This is a genomic window from Microbacterium sp. AISO3 (assembly GCF_002204305.1).
GTDB classification, from domain to species: domain Bacteria; phylum Actinomycetota; class Actinomycetes; order Actinomycetales; family Microbacteriaceae; genus Microbacterium; species Microbacterium arborescens.
In genome coordinates, this window is record NZ_NHRF01000232.1 from 38,151 (window position 1) to 61,816 (window position 23,666).

The 23,666-nt window shown below is 66.1% G+C and carries 18 protein-coding genes; 7 read left to right on the top strand and 11 right to left on the bottom strand.

Annotated elements, in window-relative coordinates:
• Positions 1-23 precede the first annotated feature (23 nt).
• Complete coding sequence (locus CBF90_RS17950; protein ID WP_088380920.1) at positions 24-818, top strand: polysaccharide pyruvyl transferase family protein; 795 nt, start codon at positions 24-26, stop codon at positions 816-818.
• Between the two features lie 64 nt (positions 819-882).
• Complete coding sequence (locus CBF90_RS17955; protein WP_088380921.1) at positions 883-2,337, top strand: lipopolysaccharide biosynthesis protein; 1,455 nt, start codon at positions 883-885, stop codon at positions 2,335-2,337.
• 140 nt (positions 2,338-2,477) lie between these two features.
• Here CBF90_RS17955 and CBF90_RS17960 read toward each other — a convergent pair whose 3' ends face one another.
• The 6 genes from CBF90_RS17960 to CBF90_RS18335 all read right to left on the bottom strand — a co-directional run bounded on the left by CBF90_RS17960 (position 2,478) and on the right by CBF90_RS18335 (position 10,922).
• Entirely contained in the window at positions 2,478-3,683 is a 1,206-nt protein-coding gene (locus tag CBF90_RS17960; RefSeq protein WP_172407860.1) for an O-antigen ligase, read from the bottom strand.
• Positions 3,684-3,852: 169 nt separating this feature from the next.
• A complete protein-coding gene (locus CBF90_RS17965) occupies positions 3,853-5,298 on the bottom strand; it encodes a glycosyltransferase (RefSeq protein WP_172407861.1) in 1,446 nt (481 codons plus the stop codon).
• Between the two features lie 590 nt (positions 5,299-5,888).
• Entirely contained in the window at positions 5,889-6,932 is a 1,044-nt protein-coding gene (locus tag CBF90_RS17970; protein WP_172407862.1) for a glycosyltransferase, read from the bottom strand.
• Positions 6,913-7,992, bottom strand: a complete 1,080-nt coding sequence (locus CBF90_RS17975; RefSeq protein ID WP_088380925.1) for a glycosyltransferase — start codon at positions 7,990-7,992, stop codon at positions 6,913-6,915. The genes CBF90_RS17970 and CBF90_RS17975 overlap by 20 nt, the downstream gene beginning before the upstream one ends.
• On the bottom strand, positions 7,985-8,944 hold the full coding sequence (locus CBF90_RS17980) for a glycosyltransferase (RefSeq protein WP_088380926.1): 960 nt from the start codon (positions 8,942-8,944) through the stop codon (positions 7,985-7,987). The genes CBF90_RS17975 and CBF90_RS17980 overlap by 8 nt, the downstream gene beginning before the upstream one ends.
• A gap of 118 nt (positions 8,945-9,062) precedes the next feature.
• On the bottom strand, positions 9,063-10,922 hold the full coding sequence (locus tag CBF90_RS18335; protein WP_141097176.1) for a hypothetical protein: 1,860 nt from the start codon (positions 10,920-10,922) through the stop codon (positions 9,063-9,065).
• Between the two features lie 507 nt (positions 10,923-11,429).
• Between CBF90_RS18335 and CBF90_RS17985 the strand changes: the two genes are divergently transcribed.
• Positions 11,430-12,803 (top strand): ATP-binding protein, encoded by a 1,374-nt coding sequence (locus CBF90_RS17985; RefSeq protein WP_088380927.1) that lies wholly within the window; start codon positions 11,430-11,432, stop codon positions 12,801-12,803.
• Between the two features lie 72 nt (positions 12,804-12,875).
• On the opposite strand, the gene CBF90_RS17990 is transcribed toward CBF90_RS17985, so the two are convergent.
• The gene (locus tag CBF90_RS17990) at positions 12,876-13,952 is read right to left on the bottom strand and encodes an ECF transporter S component (protein WP_088380928.1); all 1,077 of its coding nucleotides are present in this window, start codon (positions 13,950-13,952) and stop codon (positions 12,876-12,878) included.
• 201 nt (positions 13,953-14,153) lie between these two features.
• Between CBF90_RS17990 and CBF90_RS18000 the strand changes: the two genes are divergently transcribed.
• Together CBF90_RS18000 and CBF90_RS18005 are read left to right on the top strand one after the other, a co-directional pair.
• Positions 14,154-15,719 carry a fibronectin type III domain-containing protein gene (locus CBF90_RS18000; RefSeq protein WP_141097177.1) on the top strand — a complete coding sequence of 522 codons (1,566 nt, stop codon included), beginning with the start codon at positions 14,154-14,156 and terminating at the stop codon, positions 15,717-15,719.
• Positions 15,720-15,930: 211 nt separating this feature from the next.
• Positions 15,931-17,349 (top strand): HNH endonuclease signature motif containing protein, encoded by a 1,419-nt coding sequence (locus CBF90_RS18005; protein ID WP_242435719.1) that lies wholly within the window; start codon positions 15,931-15,933, stop codon positions 17,347-17,349.
• Between the two features lie 42 nt (positions 17,350-17,391).
• Here CBF90_RS18005 and CBF90_RS18010 read toward each other — a convergent pair whose 3' ends face one another.
• Positions 17,392-17,880, bottom strand: coding sequence for an SRPBCC family protein (locus tag CBF90_RS18010; RefSeq protein WP_023954159.1), 489 nt, complete (start codon positions 17,878-17,880; stop codon positions 17,392-17,394).
• A gap of 77 nt (positions 17,881-17,957) precedes the next feature.
• Between CBF90_RS18010 and CBF90_RS18015 the strand changes: the two genes are divergently transcribed.
• Positions 17,958-18,893, top strand: a complete 936-nt coding sequence (locus tag CBF90_RS18015) for an aldo/keto reductase family oxidoreductase (RefSeq protein ID WP_088380931.1) — start codon at positions 17,958-17,960, stop codon at positions 18,891-18,893.
• A 16-nt stretch (positions 18,894-18,909) separates the two neighbouring features.
• Here the strand turns inward: CBF90_RS18015 and CBF90_RS18860 are convergent, their stop codons facing one another.
• Together CBF90_RS18860 and CBF90_RS18025 are read right to left on the bottom strand one after the other, a co-directional pair.
• Positions 18,910-19,506, bottom strand: coding sequence for an excalibur calcium-binding domain-containing protein (locus CBF90_RS18860; RefSeq protein WP_242435687.1), 597 nt, complete (start codon positions 19,504-19,506; stop codon positions 18,910-18,912).
• A gap of 127 nt (positions 19,507-19,633) precedes the next feature.
• Positions 19,634-21,094, bottom strand: coding sequence for a YdiU family protein (locus CBF90_RS18025; protein ID WP_088380932.1), 1,461 nt, complete (start codon positions 21,092-21,094; stop codon positions 19,634-19,636).
• Between the two features lie 137 nt (positions 21,095-21,231).
• Here CBF90_RS18025 and CBF90_RS18030 point away from each other — a divergent pair, with 137 nt between their 5' ends.
• Positions 21,232-22,542 (top strand): UDP-glucose/GDP-mannose dehydrogenase family protein, encoded by a 1,311-nt coding sequence (locus CBF90_RS18030; RefSeq protein ID WP_023954155.1) that lies wholly within the window; start codon positions 21,232-21,234, stop codon positions 22,540-22,542.
• Here the strand turns inward: CBF90_RS18030 and CBF90_RS18035 are convergent.
• A complete protein-coding gene (locus tag CBF90_RS18035; protein ID WP_137750743.1) occupies positions 22,518-23,378 on the bottom strand; it encodes a helix-turn-helix transcriptional regulator in 861 nt (286 codons plus the stop codon). The genes CBF90_RS18030 and CBF90_RS18035 overlap by 25 nt on opposite strands.
• Positions 23,379-23,666 lie beyond the last annotated feature (288 nt).

Consider the following 23,666-nt stretch of genomic DNA (forward strand, 5'->3'; position numbering starts at 1 on the left):
TTTAGCAGAGATTTGATCTGATCGTGTCCGTCAACGTTGTGCATTGGAACCCTGAGCGGCCCGTCTTCGGCGGCATTGTGGGCCGCGCACTCCCGCTTCGTCGCCCTCTCAACAACTTCGGCGACCTCCTTGGCCCGGTGATCGTCGAAAGAATGGTCGATCGACTGGGCCTGACCGAAACCGACAGGAAGAGTCGACTCCTCGCCGTCGGATCGATATTGAAACTCGCTCAAGACGGAGATGTCGTCTGGGGCATCGGCGCAAACGGCAAGTCTCTAACGGGCCCATTTGACTTCTCTCGGCTCGACGTGCGGGCCGTGCGCGGCCCGCTGACGAGGGATTTCCTCGTTTCTCGCGGGGTCGAGGTTCCCTCGGTTTTCGGAGACCCTGGGTTGCTCGTCGGCCACCTGTGGCAGCGCGACGAGCTCGCGATGCGAGCTCCGGCAGGTACACCTCGCATCGTCGTCCTGCCGAACTTTCACGACTTCAAGCAGCAGAGGAAGACGCATCGCAACGCCGTCGACCCGACCACCGGTCTTTGGGAAGTCATCGGAGCGATAGCCCAGGCAGACCTCGTGGTCGGATCCTCGCTTCATGGGATCGTCATCGCAGAGAGTTTGGGGGTTCCCGCAAGGCTCGTCAGATCCCACACCGAACCAGCCTTCAAGTACGACGACTACTTCCAAGGCACCGGTAGGGCCGAGGTGGGCGTGGCGGCGACAGTCGATGAGGCCCTAGCTATGGGCGGTAGTTCACCACTGAAATGGGACCCCTCACCCCTGGTCCAAGCATTTCCTGCCGAGCTATGGTCGCGTTGATGCTCAGCCGCGCACCATTCAGGTTGCCTACCCATTCGAATCGCTCGAAGCCCGGTCCTCGCACATGAGTCTCGCAGCCGCAGCCGCGCGAGGCGCTGCAGTCACTTTTCTCGGTCAGTGGATCAAGTTCCTTATAATCCTCGTAGGCACAGGCGTACTCGCAAGACTCGTCGAGCCTTCCGACTTCGGCTTGCTGGCGATGGTGACCGCAGTCTCGGGCATCGGCCTCCTCATCGCCGATTTTGGACTGTCGACGGCATCGATACAAAAACAAGGCATCACCTCGCAGGAGAAGAGCAATCTCTTCTGGCTCAACACCGCACTGGGCACGGCTCTAGCAGCGATCTTCTTCGTATTAGCGACCCCGCTGAGCCAGTTCTATGGCGCTCCCGAGGTGGAGAACATCGCGCGATACATCGCGATCGTTCTCGTCCTCAATGCGCTTGCGGCTCAATCGAAGGCCGAGATATCGCGTAAGCTACGCTTCCGTCAGCTGGCTGGCATCGACGTGATGTCTCAGGCCGCTGGGATCGCGGTGGCGGTGTCCGTGGCGGCTGCCGGTGGCGGGTACTGGGCACTAGTGTGGCAGCAAGTCACACCGGCCGTGGTGCAGTTCATCGGCTACGCGATACTCGCGCGATGGGTTCCGCGTCTACCCCGACGCACTGGCACCATGAAACCGCTGCTGGCTTTCGGAATGAACAGCCTCGGGACACAGAGCCTGAACTACGCCTCGAACAATTTTGATTCCGTGATCGTCGGCAAAGTTCTCGGCGCAGACTCGCTCGGCATCTACTCACGCGCTTTCCAGCTTTTCAAGGTGCCGATGCAGCAATTGGCCGCACCGATGACACGAGTCGCCTTCCCAATCCTCTCGCGCCTCAATGGCACAGACAAATACGACTTGTACATCGCGCGAGCGCAGCTGCTGCTGACGTACAGTCTCGGCGGTGTGTTCTTCGGAGCGGCGGCACTGGCGGACCCCCTCATCGACATCTACCTCGGCCCAGGTTGGGACGAGGCAAAACCGGTGTTCTATATCCTGTCCGTCGGAGGCGTTTTCCAGGGGATGGGCTATGTGTACTACTGGATCTTCCTCTCGAAGGCGATGACGGGCCTTCAGCTCCGGTTCACGATCATCTCCCGACCTATCATGATCGCGCTAACGGCGGCGGGGGTTTTCTGGGGCATCAACGGCGTAGCTGCCGGCTTCGCAGCCGGCCTGGTTGTGAACTGGGTCGTGTTGACAGCATTCGCGCTCCCCCGCACTGGCGTCAATCGCAAGCTTCTCCTTAAAGCGACCCTGCGGCCGCTCGCCCTCTACAGCCTGATGTTGGCGCTATTGACCATTGTGAGCCTGAATCTCAAGTACGTCCTCGGCCCCGTGCCACTGCTACTGCTGTTGATCACACTGGCCCTCATCTACCTCGCCGCCGCGATCCTGGCAGTGAAACCCATTCGTAGGGACGCGAGCACGATCTACGCCTCAGTGAAGCTCATCCGACGACGAGGAAACTAGAGTCGCCTACAATCACGCTCACTGACACCCTCTCGTTCGGATTGACGTCATCCGATGCGCCATCCGATGCACCGCCAGAGGACGCAGGGCGGGCTCCCCGGACTGCGAGCAGCAGTCCGGAACCGCGCTCAAGCGTCAGCTCACGCGCGACCGCGATCCAACTCTGAATCTGACTCCGAGTGCTCCCCGACAGCGATCGTGGATGCGGCCGTCAATACGCCGATGATGCTCCACAGAATCTGAGGAACGCCATTGGTCGAAAAAGGCGAGTTGATGAGGAACGTCACCACCAGCGACACAAGTACAACGAAGATCGGCGACGCGCCCGACCCGAGGACAGCACGCGAACGTTTGATGACTACGAACATTGCGACGAGCAGGAGGATGAACGCGAAGAGCTCAACGAGCCCGCCTCGCACCAACACAGCCAACCACTGCGACTCCGGCGAGGCCCAGCTGAGCAACTTCGGTCGGATCGGCCAATCGGGTGAGAAGTCGTACGTCTGCTGCCCCCACCCAGTGAGGGGTCGCGTTAGCCAGGTGGGCACGGTTTCATTTTCCCAGATGCGCACCCGGTAGGCGATTGTGGACGGGAGCCAGCGCAGCGATTCGTCTGTATAGCGACTCACCGTGGATTGCTGATCAAGGCGCCCTTCAATATCGCTTCCGAATATTTGCCATCCGATAATGCCGGCTGCGCCCGCAAGAATGACGAGGGTGGGGTTCCCCTTCAACTTGAGGAACGTCACGAGAAGCACGGCGGCAGCTGCGCCCACGGTGGAGAAGGTCAGCGTCGTCATCTCTCCGGCGAAGAGAATCGCGATACAGATGAAGATGAATACCGATCGACCACGACGCTTGGCCGACCGATCCATGATGAGCACAGCGCAGAAGCTAGCGATCGCCACCGCAAGGTAGCCCCCCAGCGCGGTCCAATGCCCGATTGTGCTCGTGGAGCGTAGGTCTGTACGCCCGGCCTGCACGCGGGCCTCGAGGCCGCCCACGCTCACGTTAGCGAGGATCCAGTCGAGAACGCCCGGGAAACGAAGCATCTGAAGGATCGCAAGCACTGCTACGCCGACCGCGGGGACAGCAAGCCAGAACAAGAAGTCGCGCACATCCCGCTTCGTCTTGATGACCAAACGCGCTGAAATGCTCGCGAGCCACAGAAAGAACCAGGTGGTGAAGATACCAGAGTGAACGGCGTGATTCAGCTCGACCGCATTGACGAACTCACTGAACAGTCGCGCGCTCAACAGGAAAACGAGCGCGGCGTCGAACAACCCGAACCGTAGACGCAACGCGTCTTTCCCGGCACTACCGAACGCAAGCACGGTGGCCAACACCGTGAGCACAGTACTGGGCGACGGCAAGAAGCCGAGTGAAGAAGGCCACAACAGACTGGGAACCGCTGCCGCCAGCCCCAGAACGACTGCGACATGCCTTACAGAAGAGGCTGGCCGATCGGTCTCGGCCGGGAGTGACGACCTCGCGATTACGCGAGCGCGGTGTGGCTCAGACATCCTTGAGCATCAATCGATAGAAGCTGCGATGCCGTTCGGCAACAGAGGACCAGTCACGGTTGTGCAGATCGGGCGCGCCCTCTGCTGCGCGGCTGGCCCTCGAGATCGCGTCGCCGAGGTCCGCGGACGTCAGCGGCCCATCGAACAGGACGAGCCAGTCTGCCCCTACCTCGCGCTGCAGTTCCTCGTTCACCGGCGACCGCGGAGCAAGGACGACTCGACCGAGCGACAAGGCGACGAGAATCACACCAGAGTTGTGCATCTCGGAGTACGGCAAGACGACCAGCTCCGCGCTCGTCGCCGCCCGGACGAGCTCAGCGTCCTCGACAAACTCGAGGCGCACGGTTACCCGCGAATCTCGAGCAGCCGCGCTCTGGATTTCTCTCCCAAGGCGGGGCGTGTTCGGCTTCCCCACAATGTGGAGGCTGAGGTGGTCCCCCTCAACGCCGCTGAATGCGTTCAGAAGCGCGGGCACATTCTTGTACGGCCTGATCAAGCCGAAGAAGAGAACACGTCCGGAAACAACCTCAGCTCGGTCGTAGGATGCGAACCTTTCGATGTAATGACCGTGTGGTATGTGCACGGTTCTGCCCTGCGTGGTCGTGGACGACTGATTCAGCGCGATGTACCCGTTCGTCCGAGAGTTGAGGACTCGGAGGACGTAGCGCTCCAGCGCACCTCCTTGCTCGTGAGAATCGAGATTATGGAGTGTCCGCACTACCTTCGTGCGCGTCAAGGTGATCCGAAAAGCCAGAAGGAGCAACAATCCATACTTAAGCCATCGCCGCGGGGCGGTGCGGCCGCGCACCAAGTATTCGGGCCAGTGGATGTGTAGTACGTCGTAGTTAGAGAGCAGAGCGCGTCGCCAGGAGAAGAACGAGACCACCGTGTCATCACTGGCCGCGGCCTGCATGTGATCGGCGTATCGGGTCACCTTGCCATCGGGCGCCGCCATGGAATGCAAGACACGAATCAGCCTCGGCTGCTCTGTCCCGCCCGGCAGGGAAGTCGCAAGTCGATCGAGTTGCGCGCGAGCTTCCGCCACCGTGGCTGGAACCTCACTCAGCGAGGACAGTGCGGCTCCAATCTTCCCACCCTTCGGCCCTTCCTCGATGTCGTCCAGAGATACAACGCAATCGGCGAAGCCTGCCGCATCGAGGGTGCGCCCGGCTTTTTCGGTCGAGGCCACACCGAACGCTCGCGGGACCGCCCCCTCGGTCGCCGCCACCAGAAGCGCATGCACCCGGTCACTCAATATGAGGGCCGTGCGGCTGTACAGATCACGGACGGCCACCTCCGCCTCCGCATGGTTGCCCTCTCCCCACAGAAGTATTTCGCCTCCCAGCCGCGCGTGCAGATCGCGGGCCAGATCGTCGTCGGCTGCTACTTGCGAGACCACCGCGAGGCGAAGTCCGGCGGCCTCCGCAAGGCTAGCCACTGCGGACACCTCGCGTTCGGATGGCCAGACCCGATCTCCGCGGAGCGACACTGTCAAATGATCGCGATCGGAACTCGTTTCGATCTGAGGGGGCCCCTCGCCCATCGCCCAGTCCGGCGCGACGCTGCCGCGCCCGATCGTGTCGCGGCTCCACCGATCACGCCACGTCAAGGTGGATGCCACTCGGGATGTGAGGCGCAATGGCCAGACCCACTTCCCCAGCGGGCTCCTCACGCCTACGCCTGTCTGATGGATCGACCCCCCGCGCAGTCGCACAGCCAGCCCGAGCGCCGCGAAGCCCAAACGCATAGGCACACTGCGTCGGTCCGCGATGGCCTCGCCTGGACTCATGTGCACGAATGTGCGACGCCACGCAGCGCTCCTCGCGATCGCAAGGAACCACCGCAGTTGTGAGGTGTACAGGACCGCATCAGAGGGCGCTTGGAGGCCAGCGAGGTAGCCGGGCGAGCAATTACCTACGTAGATGTGCTGCGGGCCGAACTTGTTCAAACGTCGCACAAGGCCCCGACGCAGTATCGAATCACCGAGATTCGAATCCAGCCCCTCACCCCAAGAGAAAACTCGCTGCCTCATGACACCCTCCTCGATGACGCGACTCTCAGACGGTTGCGGAAATCGAAGAGTCGCAGGGCGGCGACCGTCACGGCCGTGTACGCCACCGGACCCAGCCGAATGAGCGTCATCTCCAAGAAGAGCCTGGAATCTGTCGACAGGAGCTCTCGCGTCCGGACTCCGCGGAGACCCTGGCGAGCGAGCGCGTAACCTTGCTTCCGCACCTCGGGCGACGCTCCCTGCCTTATCGGGACAAAAGCAAGCGCGTGCACGTAGAACCGGCAGTCGAATTCAGTCAATCGAAGCACGCTTGCTTCGGCGGCCCCGAACGACGCGACGGTCTCGTGTACCACCGACCTTGCAGCGGCGAAGTTCCCAAACTCGATTCGCTTCTTGCGCGTAATAGATCCGGGCCGCCAGAGGTAGTGGTAGACGATTGTTGGAATCATTCTCACGCGACGTGCGCGACCCAGCATCGCCACCACACCACAGAAATCCGACTGCGAAGACAGGAGTGGGAACGGATCACTTCCCAGGATTTCTGTGCGGAACAGCTTGCACCACAGATAGCCGTGGATCTTCCCCTTCAAAACGAGCTGCAGGGCGTCTCGAGCAGTCAGCTCCTGATCGCTGTCGATTCCGTCGACGATACGCCCGGGAACTAGAGGATCGGTCCGGTAGTCAGCTCTCGCCAACAGAATGTCAGCCTGCCCGATACGCGACACCATGTGAGAGATGGCCTGAGGCAACCACTCGTCGTCGTGGTCTACGAACCACACGAACTCAGTTCGAGTCTGCGCGACGGCACGATTACGAGCGTGAGCCACGCCACGACTCTCCGACTCTTCGAGAATCGAGAACCTCGGATCAGCAGCGACGTGCTCGGTCAAGAGAGAGAGCGTGTCGTCATCTGACGAGTCGTCGATGAAGATAACGCGGTCCTGATCTCTCAAGGAGCCGATGAGCTGAGAGACCAACCCCGGGACATACGATGCCGCGTTTTTCACGGGAGCAATGACGGTGACTGCCCCGGGGAGAAGGTCAGAGCTTGCGGACTGCATCGAAATACTCCCTGACGATCGGACCATAGACGGCCTCCGGGCTTGCCCGCTTTTCTACATAATCCAGGGCTAGAGATGTCTTCTTCTCCGTGGAGAGGTCAAACTCCGTACCACTTAGAAGGGCGGAGGCGAGCTCACGATCTGTGGCCGTGGCATCGACGATGGTGCCTCGCCCCCCTCCAAGGAGCTCACCCATGCCCCCGAGCGCGATCCCGACCACCGGCCGCCGCCGCGCGAAGGCCTCCAGAATCACAAGACCGAGGCCCTCCCAACGCGATGTGATCAGAAGCCCGTGAGCTCGATCGAGTTCGCCGACCACATCGCGGCTCTCGCCGACGAACTCGACTGGTGACCCCAGGTCCGACGCGAGCTTCTTGCATGTTTCATCAAGCGACCCGGCTCCCAGCCAACGACCGGCCACGTTTGCGAGCTTGGAGGCTTCGGCGATGGCTCGCACAAATCGCTCAGGGTCTTTTTGCTCCTCGAGCCTTCCAATCCCGAGGATCAAGCGGGGCTCATCTAATGCAGGAGCGACCCGCTCGATGACGGGAGTGTCCGAGGAGTTGAACGGCACACCACCGACGACGGTCACCCGTTCGGGGTCGCGGCGGAAGGTCTGTACGACCATCCTCTTGACATCCTCACTAACCGCGAAAATTCTCTTGGACCTGAAGGACAAGAAGCGAAGCCTGGTATCCGGAAGCGTGTTATGAGCATGCTCGACGACAGAGATACCCAACCCCGCGCTGGCTATATGCGAGATCAGAGCATCGTGACGCTGGTGAGCATGGATGACGTGAGGACGAAATTCTCGAAGGATGCGCCTGAGCTGAACAATCTCGCTTAGCGGCCCTACACGGGAGTGCTTTCTCCGCCAATCGAGCGCTGAAGAAGCTACTTCTTTTTCCAGCGGACCCCCCGCGCTCACGAGGACACTCTCGACTTGAGATTCTTGCCGCGCCCACGTCGCTAGGGCGATCACGACACGCTGCAGACCCCCGCTGTTGAGCGTATTGAAGACATGAACTACGCGGGGGCGCTCCGCCTCATCGTCAAACATGAACGACCCGCCTCACTGCAGCCTGCTCTATGGCAGATCGGACGTTTCCGTCCGCCTCGACATGTTGCGCGATTTGCAACTTCGATGTCAACTGCGCAATCTGTTCTTGGTGGTCGTCCACGTGCTCGCCTCTGTCCCGCCGCCGCGGGACCACTACCGGATGTATTCCCTTCTCGAGCAACGCGAGTATCGTTCCGACGCCGGCGTGGGTGACGACCACATCCGCCGCATCACACTCTTTTGCAAAGTCCGCGTCTTTCATGTATGCGACAGCCGTACCAGGTAGGTCGTTCCGGCTTGTCTCACCCAGCTGCCATACGGTGTGCTCGTTGACCATTCCGGACGCGAGGAGCTGGTCGACTACCGCATCAAAACGGTAGGGGCGGATGGTCCCGAGAGTGACGAAAATACGCATCGGAAGTGCGGGCGGCTCAGAACGTTCGGCGCTCTCGAACCGCGAGAGAACAGCGGGGAATTGCCGCCATCGCTTCGTTGCCCACCGCTCATGCTGAGTTCGCAACGAAACGAGTCGAGATGCAGCGAGAATTCTCCCGGTCAGCGATGGTCCGTCTGTTCGCGACACGCTCTCGATGTAGTACGCAGGAATACCTTTGACCCGCATCAATGGCAGCACAGCGACCGCAAGCGCCGCACCCGTGCTGACCACGAGGTCGAAGTCTCCCTTGCGCACCGACTTCGCGACGATTCGTGAGGCCTTGAACGTCGCCGCAAAATCCCTAGGTTTGACATACGGCACGCGCAGCACTTCGTCGTGCGCCAGGAGAGAGTCGGTTTGGGGAGAGTCGAAGGTGACCCAAAGAGAGCCTGGGGCAGGGTTGAGTGATCCTGAGATGCGTTTCAGCTGAGCCAGGTGGCCGCCGGTTGATGCGACGAAGAGGATCCGCCGAGGTCGCGTGGAGTCGAGAAGAGGATCCTTCGCGTGCGCGTGCATTGGTGCCTTCCGTCGATCGGCCCTGCCGGATCGAGGATACACGCGACGATGTTACCTACCGTTTCCGAAGAGTCTCCGGCCCGTGAACGTCAGCGGGGAGGCTGGGTCTCAGCGGCCTTCAAGATGCGAGCTCGCGCCACACCACCCCGTCCCACGTGAGCGCGAGTTGATCCCCCTTTCTCAGGGCCCTCGTAGCCGCGCCTCGCAGGAGAGTGTTCGCGGCCCCTCCGTGTGGGACGCGCCAGACTCCTGAGACAGTATCCTGCACCCAGAACCTCGCTACTTGACCTCGGAAGTATCCCGGGAGGAAGACAGTGGAGGTAACGGTCGCGGTACCTGGATTCACCTTGACGATGATGTTCGGATCCGGCGACTGCCGCACCTTTGTCATGGGGGACCCCAGTTCGCTGGCGCCGAGGTAGAAGTACGCCGAACCGAGGTCCTGAACGTCACCGCCCGGATCACTCGAGACGCGCCACTCGAAGAGCGACGAGGCGTCCCTATCACCGGGAAGCACGGGGAACGGGTACGAGAACTCCACACGGCGACCCCGTACACGATGACTGCCGCCGATGAGAGGACGGTTCACACGATCGGCAACGGACTTCGTCGCACGAACCGTCAGCTCATTGAGAATCGAGTCCTGAGTTCCCGGCGACCAGCCCTGACCGCTGGATACGGCAAGAATCGCCTGCGGCTTGCCAGCCGTGTTCGCTGTGTAGTCAAGCAGGACGCCGGCTGAGTCTATGAATGAGTTGCGGTTAGTGATTCCGTTGTATTCGGTGCCGTCCACACCGATGGGCGCGAAATACAGCGCATCACGTAGCACAACGTTTCCGTTCGTCGTCGCCAACATCCTCCTGCTGTCTCGAGCAGTGACGCCGCGGGCGTTCAAGCTCACCTGGGTGAGACGTTGCCTGGCTGCGGGATGCGAGTCACCCTGAACGTTGACAAGGAGCGCCGAGTTTGTCGCACCGGTGACGACGAGGTCGGTGACCGTATGCCCGTAGGACAAACCCCCTCCACCCTCGGTAAAGACGGTGACCCCTGTTTCCATGTTTACCGAGGTGCATGCAGACACACGATGATTTTTGCCGCGTAGCCCGAAAGCCGCGTAACCTTGGTCCGTTCTGGGGATACCGCTCGAAGCGGAGCAGCCCACGAACTCCACGCCCTCCGAAGCGTGATGGGTATCGAATGCGTTGTTGGTCGTCATACTCGCGCTACACCCTATGATCCTCGTGCCGTACGTCCTGCCAAATCGCAGGATGTCACCGCCGGCACCCATACGAGGCGTGTCGTCCGTGTACCCGTGTCTCAGGTAGCGGAACGTGCAACCGATCACCGTTCCAAGGGAGGAGCAGTTGTCCAGGATTCCGTAGCCGAGCTGACCATTCGCTAGGTCCTCGCGGACATGATCGACTACGAGGTTTTCTACTGTGTAACTCAAACAGGACGTGAGCTGAAGCCCAATAGAAGATGCCCGCGCGATATGGACGTTGCGAACCGTAGGAGAGCGCAGCCCCATCAAATGGACCGCAACTCCGAACGACGTAGTCAGGCCGTCATCGGAAAGGTCGAGCTCGACTCCTTCGAGCCTGAATGTTTGCGGGCTGATGCGCGCTGCCCTGACCGCCGTTTGATACTGGTCGCGTAGGAGCCCAGCGAGGGTGACCTGGCGACCGCTCACTTGGTCGACCGAGACAAACTCCCCTCGACGACTGGACGATGAGGCGGTCCCCGGACGCGCCTCAGGAATGGGGTCGTCGGAGACGATTTTCAGAACATCGCCCGGGCGCCAATCCACGTTTGACGATGTGGTCAGCACGGTCACCGGAGCCGAGGCGCCACTGGGGAAGGTGCGCACCTCGGTGGAGACGCCGCTGATCGATGTTGCGCTCGAGTAGGTCCCTACCGCAGTCACCAGGGGGCCGGCGGCCGCGTGAACAAGAGTCGCCCCATACCCGACGATGCTCATCGATCGTCCGGCTGGGACGCTCAGAGTGCCGTCGACCCGATACCGTCCTTCAGGCAGAAGCAGGGTGCCGCCCTCGGGCGTCGCACCCAGAGCCCGCTGCAGCCCCGACGTGGAGTCAGATTGTCCTGATGGATCGATGCCCGGATAGTCGTTCGGGTCGGCAACAACCGAGGTCACACGGGTCTCCGAAAGAGCCTGGGCCGACGGGGGGTTGAACAGGCCGCCGGCCGCAACTCCCACAGCCAATCCGGAAGTTGCTATGAACGCCCGGCGCGAACTACCCGGCTCTCGATTGGTTGTCACAGCTGTGTCCTCTTCTCAACGTGTGGCAGGGCATTGACACCGTCGCGTGAGGTCTCTAGCAACGCGCAGACGCGCCCCGCCTGAGGCCTGCATCCCGAGGGGAGGCGGCTTGGACAAACAGTAGCCGTCTGGAGTCTCCTCAGGCATGCTTGCAATCCGCCGTGTCCTTCCCGGTTGCTAACGTGCCGCTCAGGAGGCAGCCTCATGACCGATGAACTCGACCGCGAGATGCTCCACGCCGTCGCGGCCTACCTGAAGCGCGTCGCCGCGTCCGAGAGCGACGACCAGCACGCGGTGAAACGAACACCGCTGGGCGACGTCATCTCCGAGCATGTGGGTGCGGATGCGTCGCAGATCGCGGTGGTCGCGGAGTCGATCGCCGATCATCGTCTCGTCGATGCAGACATCGCACTCCAGACGTTGGCCGGGGCGGAGGGGACGCTCATCGGCGTCGGTGGTGGTGAGCAGCGACTGCATCAGAGCTTCGCCGAGCTGATCGCCAACCCGTACGCGCGTTTTCAGACGGGTCCGGTCGACTACGCCGAGCGCGCGAGCGGACCGTCGAGCACGCGCCGGGTCGTGGCGATGGGCATCTGGCTCCTCGTGTTCGAGGGGACTCCCCTCGCGGTGCTGCAGCGCGCGGCGTCCCCCCGCTCCGGTCGCGACTCGGCGACCCTCGAGGTGCTGGCCGGCGACCACGACGTCACAGGCGCGTTCCTTGCACGGGTACGCGAAGTGATGATCGAAAAGAGCGTGCTGCGCGGCCAGGTGCTCTCCTTCCAGCCGACGCAGTTCGGCCACGAGGCAGGCGCCACGTTCCTGCCGCGGCCGTCGGTGGCGGCCGATGACATCGTCCTGGCCGACGGTGTGCTCGACGAGGTCGTGCGTCACGTCGTCGGCATCGGCGAGCACCGGGACGAGTTACTCCGGACGGGGCAGCATCTCAAGCGCGGCGTCCTGCTGTACGGCCCTCCGGGAACCGGCAAGACACTCACCATTCGGCATCTCGCAAGCCGCGCGACGGAAGCGACCGTCGTGCTGCTGACCGGCGATAGCATCCGGTTCATCCCATATGCGACCGAGATCGCGCGCACATTCCAGCCCTCGATCGTCGTTCTCGAAGACATCGACCTCGTCGCGATGGAGCGACACATGTCTCCGCAGCCGCTGCTGTTCGAAGTGCTCGAAGCGCTCGACGGGCTTGCGGGCGACGCGGACGTCACGTTCGTGATGACGACGAACCGGGTCGAGGTCCTCGAGCCCGCTCTCGCGGAGAGACCGGGACGCGTCGACCTCGCGGTCGAGATCCCCCGTCCCGGTCGCCGTGAGCGCGAACAGTTGCTGCGCCGCTACGCCGGAGGTCTGCCCTTCTCGGATGCAGCGATCAGCTCGGCCGCTGCCGCCACCGATGGTGTCACGGGGTCCTTCGCGAGGGAGCTCATCCGCCGTGCTGTGCTCGCCGCCGCGATCGAAAGCCAGCCTGTGACGGATGAGCATCTCGCTCGCGCGCTCGACGGGCTTATGGACTCACGCCAGCACCTCACACGGCGGATGCTCGGTGCCGAGGCGGGCGGCTGAAGAGGCCGTCGATGGGCCGGCCACCGGTCAGCGCACCTCCGCCTCGAGTCGGGCGGTGGAACGCGAGCGACGTCAGCGCGCGAGCGCTCCGGGCGACCAGCCGTTCCGGTTGCCCGAGACCTGTCCGCTCTGCACGATCAGCCGCTCGACGAGCGGGATCTGCGCGGTGGGGATGCTCACCCGGCTGCGCAGCATCGCGATGCCGACGAGGGCGATGAACCCCGAGAGCATCTTGTCGATGACCGACGTGAGGATGTTGGCCGAGAAGGCCGCGGCGACGACGGGCAGGCCGAGTCCGGCGATCGACGAGGTGACGTTGTCGGAACCGTGGCCGGAGTACCCGCCGAACATGAGGACGCCCAGCGGAGCACCCACCAGCGAGCACGCCACCGCCACGAGCAGAGTGAGGTTGACGTAGCGGAAGAGGTCGGCTCCCATGCCGAACCGGCGGATGCCGTACCCCCACACGAGCGCTCCGGCGACGTTCACGAGCGCGAAGGGAGCCGCCCCCGGGGCGCCCACGACGAATCCGAACACGTTCGTGCTGAGCCCGACGACGACTCCCGCCCAGGGACCGAAGACCATCGCCGCGACCGCGGTGCCCGCCATGTCGAGGTAGATCGGCAAGTGGAGCAGCTGCACCGTCGACATGCCGATGAAGTTGACGATGAGGCAGCCGAACATGATCAGCGCCTGCGTTCGCCGGGAGACGAGCGGGGGCGGCGCTGTCAGCGAGGTCGGCGCGACCGGCGATTCGCTCGCGGGGCGGGGACGCCGCGGCGGCGAGACCCGGGGAGCCACATCATCGGGCCGGCGTGCCTGCTGATAACGACGGATCCAGCGGTCGGCCTCGTCTGAATCTGCGCCGAGCGCCAGCACGATGTCGCGCAGCAGCCCGATGTCGACCCGGGCCCGGCCCGGCCGGAACGCGTCGTACACCGTGGTACGCGGAGGCGTGGCGGCCGCCGGGTTGACGCCCCTCTCGACGCGCAGTTGTGCGATGCGACGGACGAGTTCGGCGTACGACACCGGCCCGGCGGCATCCTTCAGCGCGAGCAGATCCCGCGCGATCGCGTCGAGTGAATCGGGCTCGCCGAATCGCGTGTCATCGTCCTGCACGTGCGCTCCCCCGCCCTCGAGCGGATGCATGTCGCAAACCGCATACGCGCGGCGGATCCCCTCGCCCCGCGGCGATCACTCTATCGACACTGGCCGCCGGGGTGTTCGGGATTGTTCGCACACGCGCGTTGCGGGCCCGAACGGCCCGCGTCGTCGGGCGACCGATGCCAGCGTGAGAGGGACGGCTCGCCGACTGGGGCGCGGGTCGCGATTCGCTCTCGATGAGGATCCATGAAGAGAAGACATCCCTCCCTCGCCGCGGCCTCGGCCGCCCTGATCGCAGCGACGCTCGTCGTCGCCGGTATAGCGCTCCCGGCGCATGCCGACGAACCGGCCGGAGGCGTTGATCCGGCGGGGCCGACCGCGGCAGCCGAAGTCGAGGTGGCAGCTGCCGAGGTGGTGGCTGAGGCGCTGGTTGCGGACCCGGAAGCCGCGGAGCCGGTTGGGGAACCGGATGCCGCGGAGCGCGTCACCGCCGAAGCATCCGCACCCGCACCCGCATCCGCATCCGCACCCGCACCCGCACCCGCACCGGAGTCCGCTGAGCCCGCGGCAGCCAGTGCGGTGCCCGGCTACGTGAATGACGACGGGTCCGGCGCTGGCCACGATGACGACGACAGTGTCGCCGATCTGCCGCCGCAGACGGGAGTCACGATCAGCATCCGGGTCGATGGCGCAGAGATCGGCGTCGGCCCGATCGGCGAGCGCGGACCGATCGAGCGATACGAGCTCATCGTCCGTCCCATGGACGGCGGCGAGCCGATCACGCGCACCTCGACGACCCGGACCGTCTTCATCCTGACCGGGCTGAAGCCGGGCACGTACGAGATTGAGGCGAGCCTGCACAACAGTCACGGCTCGACGGGCGCCCGCGACATTCGGTTCGCGGTGCCGGAGGTTCCCGGCGAGCCGACGGTGACGATCCGTGACAGTAGCCCCACGGCGCTGCTCGGCGAGATCTGGGCGGCCCCGCTGCAGAACCCGTTCCCGGAGGGGGTCTGGCCGTTCTATCTGCCCACCACCTACACCGCGACCCTCACGGGCGGCGGCCGCACCGAAACGCGCGAGGTCGACGACGTGCAGGGTCTCGGACGCTTCGGGTTCACCGGCCTCGAGCCCTCGACGACATACACGCTGACGGTCGTCGCCCGGAACGCCGCGGGGCAGAGCGCGCCCGTCTCGGTGCAGGCATCCACGAGTCCCGTCACCGGACCGGCCGCGCCCGATCCCGACGCGCTGACCGGCGATAACCGCGGCGGGGTCGTCGTGAACGGCGCATCCGTCCCCGGCACCACGGTGACGGCGAACGTCGGACGCGAGCTGGCGGGTATGGCGGTCCACGGGTGGCTGTTCTCCGAGCCGCGATATCTGGGCGTGGCCACGGTCACGGCAGACGGCATCGCGACGTTCGCACTTCCCGCCGACATCCCCGCGGGCGCCCACCGCCTCGCACTCACCGCGGACGACGGCAGCACGCTCGGCTGGAGCCCTGTCGAGGTGCGCGCCGCTGAGGTGACCACTCCGCCCGCCACCGGTGGCCCGGGTGGGCCCGGCGCTGGGGCCGGAGCGGGTGCCGGGTCTGGCGCTGGGGTTGACGGGTCTGGGGCTGGGGTTGACGGGTCTGCGTCGGAGGGCCGAGACGGCGCGACCTCGGCTGCGGGTTCTGTCGCGTCGGCGGCGAAGACGCGCGCTCTGGCATCGACCGGCGGTGCGGCGCCGTGGGAGCTCGCTGTGTGGGCTGCGGCGCTTCTCGCGGCCGGCGGGCTGGTGATCGCGAGACGACGAGTCGTCGACTGACGCTCATCGAGAGAACGATGTGCGGGGCACCGACCATGGGGGGCGGTGCCCCGCACATGCTTTCACTGCGCCATTTCGCTTCGCCCGCATTTCGCCGCGTGCGCCGTCCGACAGAGGCCGCCGATTCCTCCACAATTCGACAACGAGAAACTTCTCCACACATATACGGATACTCGATGTCAATGTCCGACCCCTTGGGCAGAATGGGAACATGGCATCGAACGGCGACAGCTCATACGAACCGCAGGCCGGCTCGTCGGCGTCGCCATACGCCGGTGTCGTCGACCGGGTCTCCGAAGCAGACGAACTGCTTCACGCGGCCCACATCGCGATGACGCGCGCTCTCGCCGAGGCGGGGCGCAGCGCCCTCCGGCAGGCAGCGCGCTCGCGAACGCGGCCGCGCGGTATGGGCTCCGACATGGAGATGCGCTCGATCGCCGCCGAGGTCGCCGGAGTGCGACGCTCGCACGACCGCCGCGTGCAGAGCGAGATCGACCACGCACTGACCATCGTCGACGACTACCCCGCTGTGTTTGAGGCGTGGGAGCAGCAGCGCATCACGCGCGACCATGTCGATGCGGTCGTCCGGATGGGATGCGGCCTCGCCGACGACATCCGCGACGACTACGCGCTGCAGGCGATCTCGATCTGCGAGCGTGACATCGCGTCACGGGTGCGCGAGGCGCTCCGCAACCTGGCTGCCCGGATGGGATCCGAGTCCTTCGCCGAGCGGCACCGCACGGCAACGGCGAAGCGACGCGTCTGGGTGACCCACGGCACCGACGGCATGTCCGAGCTCGGCGCCACCCTGCCGACCGTCATCGCCGCAGGCATCCACGACCGCCTCACCGCCATGGCGCAGTCCGTCAAGGATGCGCGCGCCACCGACGGGTCTCCACCCGCGGATGCTGCGCCGGGAGTTGCCGTTGCGGGTGATGGTGCCGCGGGTGCGGAGTCTGCGGATGCGGATGCCGCGGCGCCCGACGAGCGCACGATGGATCAGCTGCGCGCCGACATCCTCGGCGACCTGCTGCTCGGCGGCGCTCCGGTCGTCGACCCCACCTCTGGCAGCGACGCCGCGGGGCCGCTGGGTGCGATCCGGGCGCAGGTACAGGTGACGCTGACCTCTGAGACGGTGACCGGCGCCGACGAGGCCCCCGCCGAACTGGTAGGCGCCGCGCTCATCGACGCCGACACCGCCCGCAAGCTCGCCGGCCGGGCGAGAATCTGGAACCGGCTCTTCATCGACCCCGTCACCCGCACCCCGGTCGAGATCGACACCTACCGGCCCACCGCGGCGATGAAGAAACTGCTCATGGCGCGGGATCAGCACTGCCGGTTCCCCGGATGCCGGCGAGCCGCGATCCGCTGCGAGCTCGACCACACCATCGATTACGCCCTCGGCGGGCACACCCACATCTTCAACCTCGCCCACCTCTGCCAACGACACCACTCGATGAAGCAATTCACGAAGTGGGAAGTCAGACAGCTCGGCGGCGGGGTCCTCGAATGGACCTCACCCCTCGGCCGGGTCTACCGCGAAGACGTGCCGGTTCCGTCCGTGTGCTTCGTTCCCGATCCCGCCAGTCCGCCACCCGGGGCTGGCAGGGACGAGCCACCGCCCTTCTGACCCGGGCTCTTCACGAACTCGCCGGCGCCCCGGCGCGGCCGTCTATGCGATCCGGAGGCGCTCCGCTTCAGCGAGCACGACGGGATCCTCGCATCCGCGCGCGAAGCCGGCGATCCGACGGTCGATGTCGCGCTGCAGGATGACGCTGCCGATGCGCTCCGCGAGCGGCGCGAGCCACGCGGGGCGGCAGGCGAAGTTGTAGCGCCACACCGCCAACGAACGCGATGGGTCGCCCTCGACCGGACTGAACCGCCACCCGCCGCCCATACGCGCGAAGAACCACGAACCTTTCGTCATCTTCATCCCGACGTTCGACGGCGGGTTGTACGAGACGTATTCGCTCTCCATTGCCAGCCCGAAGCGCTGCACGGTGTACGTGCGGACGCCCTTCGCGGGCCGTTCCGCCCCGATCAGGTGCTGTCGCCGAATGAATGGATCCCACCGCTTGCGCACCGCGCCCTGCGTCTGCGACACCGCGAACGCGACGTCGGCGGGCACAGGCACGACGCAACGCGACTCGACGACCGGCACTCTCCCATCGTGGCACGGTCCGGCGCGCATACTGAAAGAGCAGCACCACCGTCCCGCCCCTGAATCAACGGAGAATCATGCGCAGCGTCCCCCTCGGTCGGAGCAACATCCAGGTCCCCAACGTCGTCGCGGGCATGATGAGGATCGAGGAGCTCTCCGACGACGACATCCGAGCCCTCTACGACCGCTGCCGCGAGGTCGGTGTCGACTTCTTCGACCACGCCGACCTCTATGGCTCCTCGCGCCACGCGTGCGAGCGGCGCTTCACCGAAGCGCTCAAGCTCACGGCATCCGAGCGCGACGAGATCACGTTGCAGACCAAGACCGGCATCGTCGCCGACGACTGGCACTTCGACCACTCGTACGAGCACATCGTGACCTCCGCCGAGGAGTCGCTCGAAGCGCTCGGCACCGACCGCATCGACGTGCTGCTGCTCCATCGTCCCGACGCTCTCGTCGAACCCGACGAAGTCGCCCGCGCGTTCGACCACCTCGAGTCATCGGGCAAGGTCCGCGCCTTCGGCGTCTCGAATCACACGCCCCGTCAGATCGACCTGTTGAAGACGGCGGTGACCCAGCCGCTCGTCGCGAACCAGGTGCAGCTGTCGATCACGCACTCGACGATCATCGCCCAAGGGCTCGCGTCGAACATGGCCGGCGAAGACGACTCGATCACCCGTGACGGCGGCGGACTCGTCGACTACTCGCGTGTCAACGGCATCACGCTCCAGGCGTGGTCGCCGTTCCAGAAGGGCTTCTTCGACGGCGTCATCTTCGGCGCCGAGGAGTACCCCGAGCTCAACGCCAAGCTCGACGAACTGGCCGCCAAGTACGGCGTTACCCCGACCGCCATCGCGACCGCATGGATCACCCGCCACCCTGCCGGGATGCAGGTCGTGCTCGGCACGACGAATCCTCAGCGCGTCGCGGATGCCGCCGAGGGCAGCGACATCCCCCTGACGCGGGGCGAGTGGTACGGACTCATCCAAGCCGCCGGGCACAAGGTGCCCTGAGCCCGGCGAGCCCTGCCTACTCGCAGCCGATGCCGTCGCCGTCGCGGTCGAGGTGCCGCCCGTAACCGGGGTCATCCGCTCGGACGGGGGCGGCACCTGCATTCCGGGCCGCCGTGCAGTTGTCGTAGTACACGGATGCCGGCGCCTGCGCGGCGGGCGCCTGAGCAACAGGCGCCTGAGCAACGGGTGCCTGCACCGTCCGGGCCGACAGCTGACCCTCGAGATCCGCGATCCGCGCGGCGCGGGCGTCGAGCTCGGTCTGCGACGCCGTCGCCGCAGTCTGCATCTCGGTCACCTGGTCGGTGGCGGTCTTGAGCGACGCAGTCGCCGCGGCGAGGTCCCCGAGCGCTCGGTCGAGATCCGCGCGGGCCTCGGTCAGCGCGGTGTCGTTCTCGACAGCGACGGTCTCGGCGTCGGCGACGTCCGTCTCAAGCGAGGTCACCTGATCCTTCAGCGACGTCACCTCGGACTGGGCTCCGGCGCCGCCGGCCCCGCCGCCGAGTAGCAGTCCGGCGACCAGCGCGGATGCCGACGTGATCAGCGCCGCCTTGCGCGACATCGGACGCGCGAGGAACGTCGGCTTGCTGTCGGTACGCAGGCTGGATTCGGACATGTACTTCTCCCCCATCGCCGCACCCCCGCGCAGCCCCGCCGTCATCATCGCGGGCCGAGCGTCACTGCACCACGGCCGCTCGCCCGAGCGTCGCAATGCGGATCGGCGGCGTCGCGTTCCGCTCCGGTCAGGTCCCGCAGAACGTCTGGTAGCCGGCCGCGAAGTCCGGACCTGCGGGCTGAGCGTACCGCTCCGCGCCCGGGCGCGCTGTGAACGGCGTCGACAGGACCGTCGTCAGCCAGCCGAGCGGCTCGAGGTCCCCGGAGGTCGCCGCGGCGAGCGCCTCCTCGACGAGGTGGTTCCGCGGCACGTAGATCGGATTCGCGGCATCCATCACCTCGGCGTCGGGATCGTGGGCCCGCCACCGGCCCAACCAGCCGGCCAGCGCCGCGTCCCCGCCGAGCGCCGCCTCGAGACCGGCGGCGTCGCCTCGCGCGGCATCCGCCAGCGACCGGAACGTCGAGGTGTAGTCCGCGCGCTTCCGCTCGAGCATCTCGTGGAAGTCGCCGGCGAGCGCCTCGACCTGCTCATCGGAGATTCGCGCTTCGGCGAGGCCGAGCTTGCGCCGCATGCCGGCGGCCCGTGCCTGGGCGAACCGGGGCCGGAACTCCGCCAGCACGCCCTGCGCCAGCTCGACCGCGCGTTCGAGCTCGTCGTCGAACAGCGGCAGCATCGCCTCGGCGAGCCGGGCGAGGTTCCACTCCGCGATGTAGGGCTGGTTGCCGTAGGCGTAGCGCCCGCCGGTGTCGATCGAGCTGTAGACGGTCGCCGGGTCGTACGCGTCGAGGAACGCGCACGGACCGTAGTCGATCGTCTCGCCCGAGAGGGTCATGTTGTCGGTGTTCATCACGCCGTGGATGAAGCCGACCAGCATCCATCGGGCCACGAGGTCGGCCTGTGCTCGAACGACCGCGCGGAACAGTCCCAGCGCGGCGATCTCCTCGCCCGCCGCCTCGGGGTGGTGCCGCGCGATCGCATAGTCGACGACGGAACGCAGCACCGCGATGTCGCCGGTCCCCCGCGCGAACTCGACGCTGCCCACGCGCAGATGACTCGATGCGGTCCGCACCAGCACGGCGCCCGGGAGCGCCGTCTCGCGCTGCACCTCGCGCCCGGTCGCGACGACGGCGAGCGAGCGGGTCGTCGGGATGCCGAGGGCGTGCATGGCCTCGCTCATGACGTACTCGCGCAGCATCGGGCCGACCGCGGCGAGCCCGTCACCCGCGCGCGCGAAGGGCGTCGGCCCGGAACCCTTGAGGTGCAGATCGCGGAACGAGCCGTCGGGTGCGGTCAGCTCGCCGAGCAGCAGCGCCCGGCCGTCACCCAGGCGGGGCGAGAACCCCCCGAACTGGTGACCGGCATACGCCTGCGCGACCGACTGCGCACCGTCGGGCAGCGCGGCGCCCACGAGGAGGTCGACCCCCGCGGGGCTGCGCAGGAACCCGGCATCCAGTCCGAGCTCGCCGGCGAGCCCCTCGTTGAGCACGAGCAGCCGCGGTTCCGGCGCCGGGTCGGCCGACCACGGCCGCGCGAGCGCGGGCAACGCGTCGGCGAAGTCGTGCGACAGCGTGAGCGTGACGGGATGCATGCACCGAGGCTACGCGCGCTGCGACGACCGAGGGCCGCGCTGCGACACCGTCGTTCACGGGAGCGGTTTACACATCCGTCATGCGTTCTTGATAGGAATGTGTGGCGGTCCGCTCGGGGCCGCAGAGAGCGAGCACCATGCGTCTGTCGGTCATCGGTTGCGGTTACCTCGGAGCGGTCCACGCCGCAGCGATGGCATCCATCGGGCACGAGGTCGTCGGGATCGACGTCGACGAGCGCAAGATCGCCTCCCTCTCGAACGGAGAGGCACCGTTCTTCGAGCCCGGTCTGCAAGAGATCCTGAGCGAGGGTCTCGCGTCGGGCCGGCTCCGCTTCTCGACCGACATGGCGGATGCCGCCGGCGCCGCCGTCCACTTCATCGGCGTCGGCACCCCGCAGCAGAAGGACGGCTACGCCGCCGACCTCACCTACGTCAACGCCGCCGTCGACGCGCTCATCCCGCACCTCGCCGAGGGCGACATCGTCGCGGGCAAGTCGACGGTCCCCGTCGGCACCGCCGCCACGCTCGCCGAGCGCGTGACCCCCACCGGTGCCACGCTCGTCTGGAACCCGGAGTTCCTGCGCGAGGGCTGGGCGGTGCAGGACACCGTCGACCCCGACCGTCTCGTCGCGGGGGTCCCCACCGGCGCCGAGGGCGAGCGCGCCGCCGACATCCTGCGCGAGGTGTACCACCCCTCGGTCGCCAAGAACACGCCGTTCATCGTCACCGACCTCGCCACCGCCGAGCTCGTCAAGGTCGCCGCCAACGCCTTCCTCGCGACGAAGATCAGCTTCATCAACGCCATGGCCGAGATCGCCGAGGTCACCGGCGCCGACGTCACGACGCTCGCCGACGCGATCGGGCACGACGCCCGTATCGGCCGCCGCTTCCTCGGAGCGGGCATCGGCTTCGGCGGCGGCTGCCTGCCGAAGGACATCCGCGCCTTCTCTGCCCGTGCCGAGGAGCTCGGCCGTGGCGAGTCCGTCGCGTTCCTCCGCGAGATCGACGCCATCAACATGCGCCGGCGCGATCGCGCCGTCGACCTCGTGGTCGACGCCTTCGGCGGATCGGTGTTCAAGAAGAACATCACCGTCCTCGGCGCCGCCTTCAAGCCGCACAGCGATGACACCCGCGACTCCCCTGCCCTCGACGTCGCCGTCCGGCTGCACGGCCTCGGGGCGTGGGTCACCGTGACCGACCCCGAAGCGATCGAGAACGCCCGCCGCGTCCACCCGCAGCTCAACTACGTCGAGGACCGCGACGAGGCGCTGCGCGCCGCCGACGCCGTCATCGTCGTCACCGAGTGGGATGAGTACCGCCGTCAGCTCGACCCGGCCCACGCCGCGACCCTCACCTCCGGCCGGCTCATCGTCGACGGCCGCAACTGCCTCGACGCCGCCGCCTGGCGTGCAGCCGGCTGGGACTACCGGGGTATGGGGCGCCCCTGATCCGACGTCGCACGGCCCGATGTTCCCGGGACGCCCAGCAGTCGCCACCCGTTGCGTCGCGGGTTCTCGACGCGGATGTCGGAGTCGCGCAGCTCCGTCGGCGAGGGCAGGTTCTCGATACGGAGCGCACGGCGAAACGCATCGATGCTGTGGAAGCCGGCCCGGCTGGCTACCTCGGCGACCGTGAGCGCGCGGTCGCGGTCGGCTCGCAGCAGCTGCACCGCGAGGTCCAGCCGGAGCCGCCGCAGCTCGCCCGAGGGCGATGTCGCGTGCGCCTGGAAGGCGCGCTGCAGGTGCCGCATCGACACCGCCAGGTGCGCCGCGATCGACTCGGGCGTGACGGACGGGTCGGCGCGGGTCGCCGCCATCATCGATGAGGCCTGCGAGAACAGCGACATCGGTATTCGTGAGCGCACCCATTCCCGGGCCGCGCGCTCGGCGAACAGGCTGTCGATCATGTGCTCCGCCGCGCAGGCGAGAGAATGCTGCGTCGCCGCGTCGACGCCCGCGTCGGTGTCGAGGAGCGACTCGAGGTAGCGTCGCGTGGGTTCGACGAGATGCGTGTCCGGGAGGACCCTCGCCGGTTCCTCCCGGGCTGACACGTTCACGACGAGGAGGGTGATCTCCTCCTCCCACCACGCCATGTGCGGCACGCGCGTCGACAGGAAGATCGCTTCGCCCGTCTCGAGCCGCCGCGCAGGCTCGGTGATCGGAGCCCGACTCATCAACGCGCCGCCGTCCGAGGGGAACACGACGAGCGCTGATTCCTCTCGCAGCGGCGAAAGCGTGACCGCCCCCGGGCCCAGCTGCACGCGACGCAGTTCGATGTGAGCCACGCGCACACCCTGGGTCGAGATGACGTCGAGTCGTCGCGGACCTCGTGACCAGCTATCGGATGCACCGTCCCCAGCGATGAGATCACGCACGGCTGCCCCCTCCCGTTCTCCTCATTGTCACCACCCCCGCGGTGCACTCCCCGGCGACCGGGCGACGCGTGTCGCACGACGTCACGCAATTGTCGCTGAGCGCCACCCCGCAGCTGCTCCATCGAGCGCACTCGCCCCCGGGGCGGGGAGTCGCGTCTGACGCCTGGCGACCGATCTGTGACGGATGCCGCCGGATTC

Excerpts from the sequence above, each read along its gene's own strand:
- CBF90_RS18000 (WP_141097177.1), top strand. The coding sequence starts at position 14,154 with ATGAAGAGAAGACATCCCTCCCTCGCCGCGGCCTCGGCCGCCCTGATC.
- CBF90_RS18025 (WP_088380932.1), bottom strand. The coding sequence starts at position 21,094 with ATGCATCCCGTCACGCTCACGCTGTCGCACGACTTCGCCGACGCGTTG.
- CBF90_RS18005 (WP_242435719.1), top strand. The coding sequence starts at position 15,931 with ATGGCATCGAACGGCGACAGCTCATACGAACCGCAGGCCGGCTCGTCG.
- CBF90_RS18030 (WP_023954155.1), top strand. The coding sequence starts at position 21,232 with ATGCGTCTGTCGGTCATCGGTTGCGGTTACCTCGGAGCGGTCCACGCC.
- CBF90_RS18015 (WP_088380931.1), top strand. The coding sequence starts at position 17,958 with ATGCGCAGCGTCCCCCTCGGTCGGAGCAACATCCAGGTCCCCAACGTC.
- CBF90_RS18860 (WP_242435687.1), bottom strand. The coding sequence starts at position 19,506 with ATGTCCGAATCCAGCCTGCGTACCGACAGCAAGCCGACGTTCCTCGCG.
- CBF90_RS17955 (WP_088380921.1), top strand. The coding sequence starts at position 883 with ATGAGTCTCGCAGCCGCAGCCGCGCGAGGCGCTGCAGTCACTTTTCTC.
- CBF90_RS17985 (WP_088380927.1), top strand. The coding sequence starts at position 11,430 with ATGACCGATGAACTCGACCGCGAGATGCTCCACGCCGTCGCGGCCTAC.
- CBF90_RS17970 (WP_172407862.1), bottom strand. The coding sequence starts at position 6,932 with ATGCAGTCCGCAAGCTCTGACCTTCTCCCCGGGGCAGTCACCGTCATT.
- CBF90_RS17975 (WP_088380925.1), bottom strand. The coding sequence starts at position 7,992 with ATGTTTGACGATGAGGCGGAGCGCCCCCGCGTAGTTCATGTCTTCAAT.
- CBF90_RS17980 (WP_088380926.1), bottom strand. The coding sequence starts at position 8,944 with ATGCACGCGCACGCGAAGGATCCTCTTCTCGACTCCACGCGACCTCGG.
- CBF90_RS17990 (WP_088380928.1), bottom strand. The coding sequence starts at position 13,952 with ATGCATCCGCTCGAGGGCGGGGGAGCGCACGTGCAGGACGATGACACG.
- CBF90_RS18335 (WP_141097176.1), bottom strand. The coding sequence starts at position 10,922 with ATGAGCATCGTCGGGTATGGGGCGACTCTTGTTCACGCGGCCGCCGGC.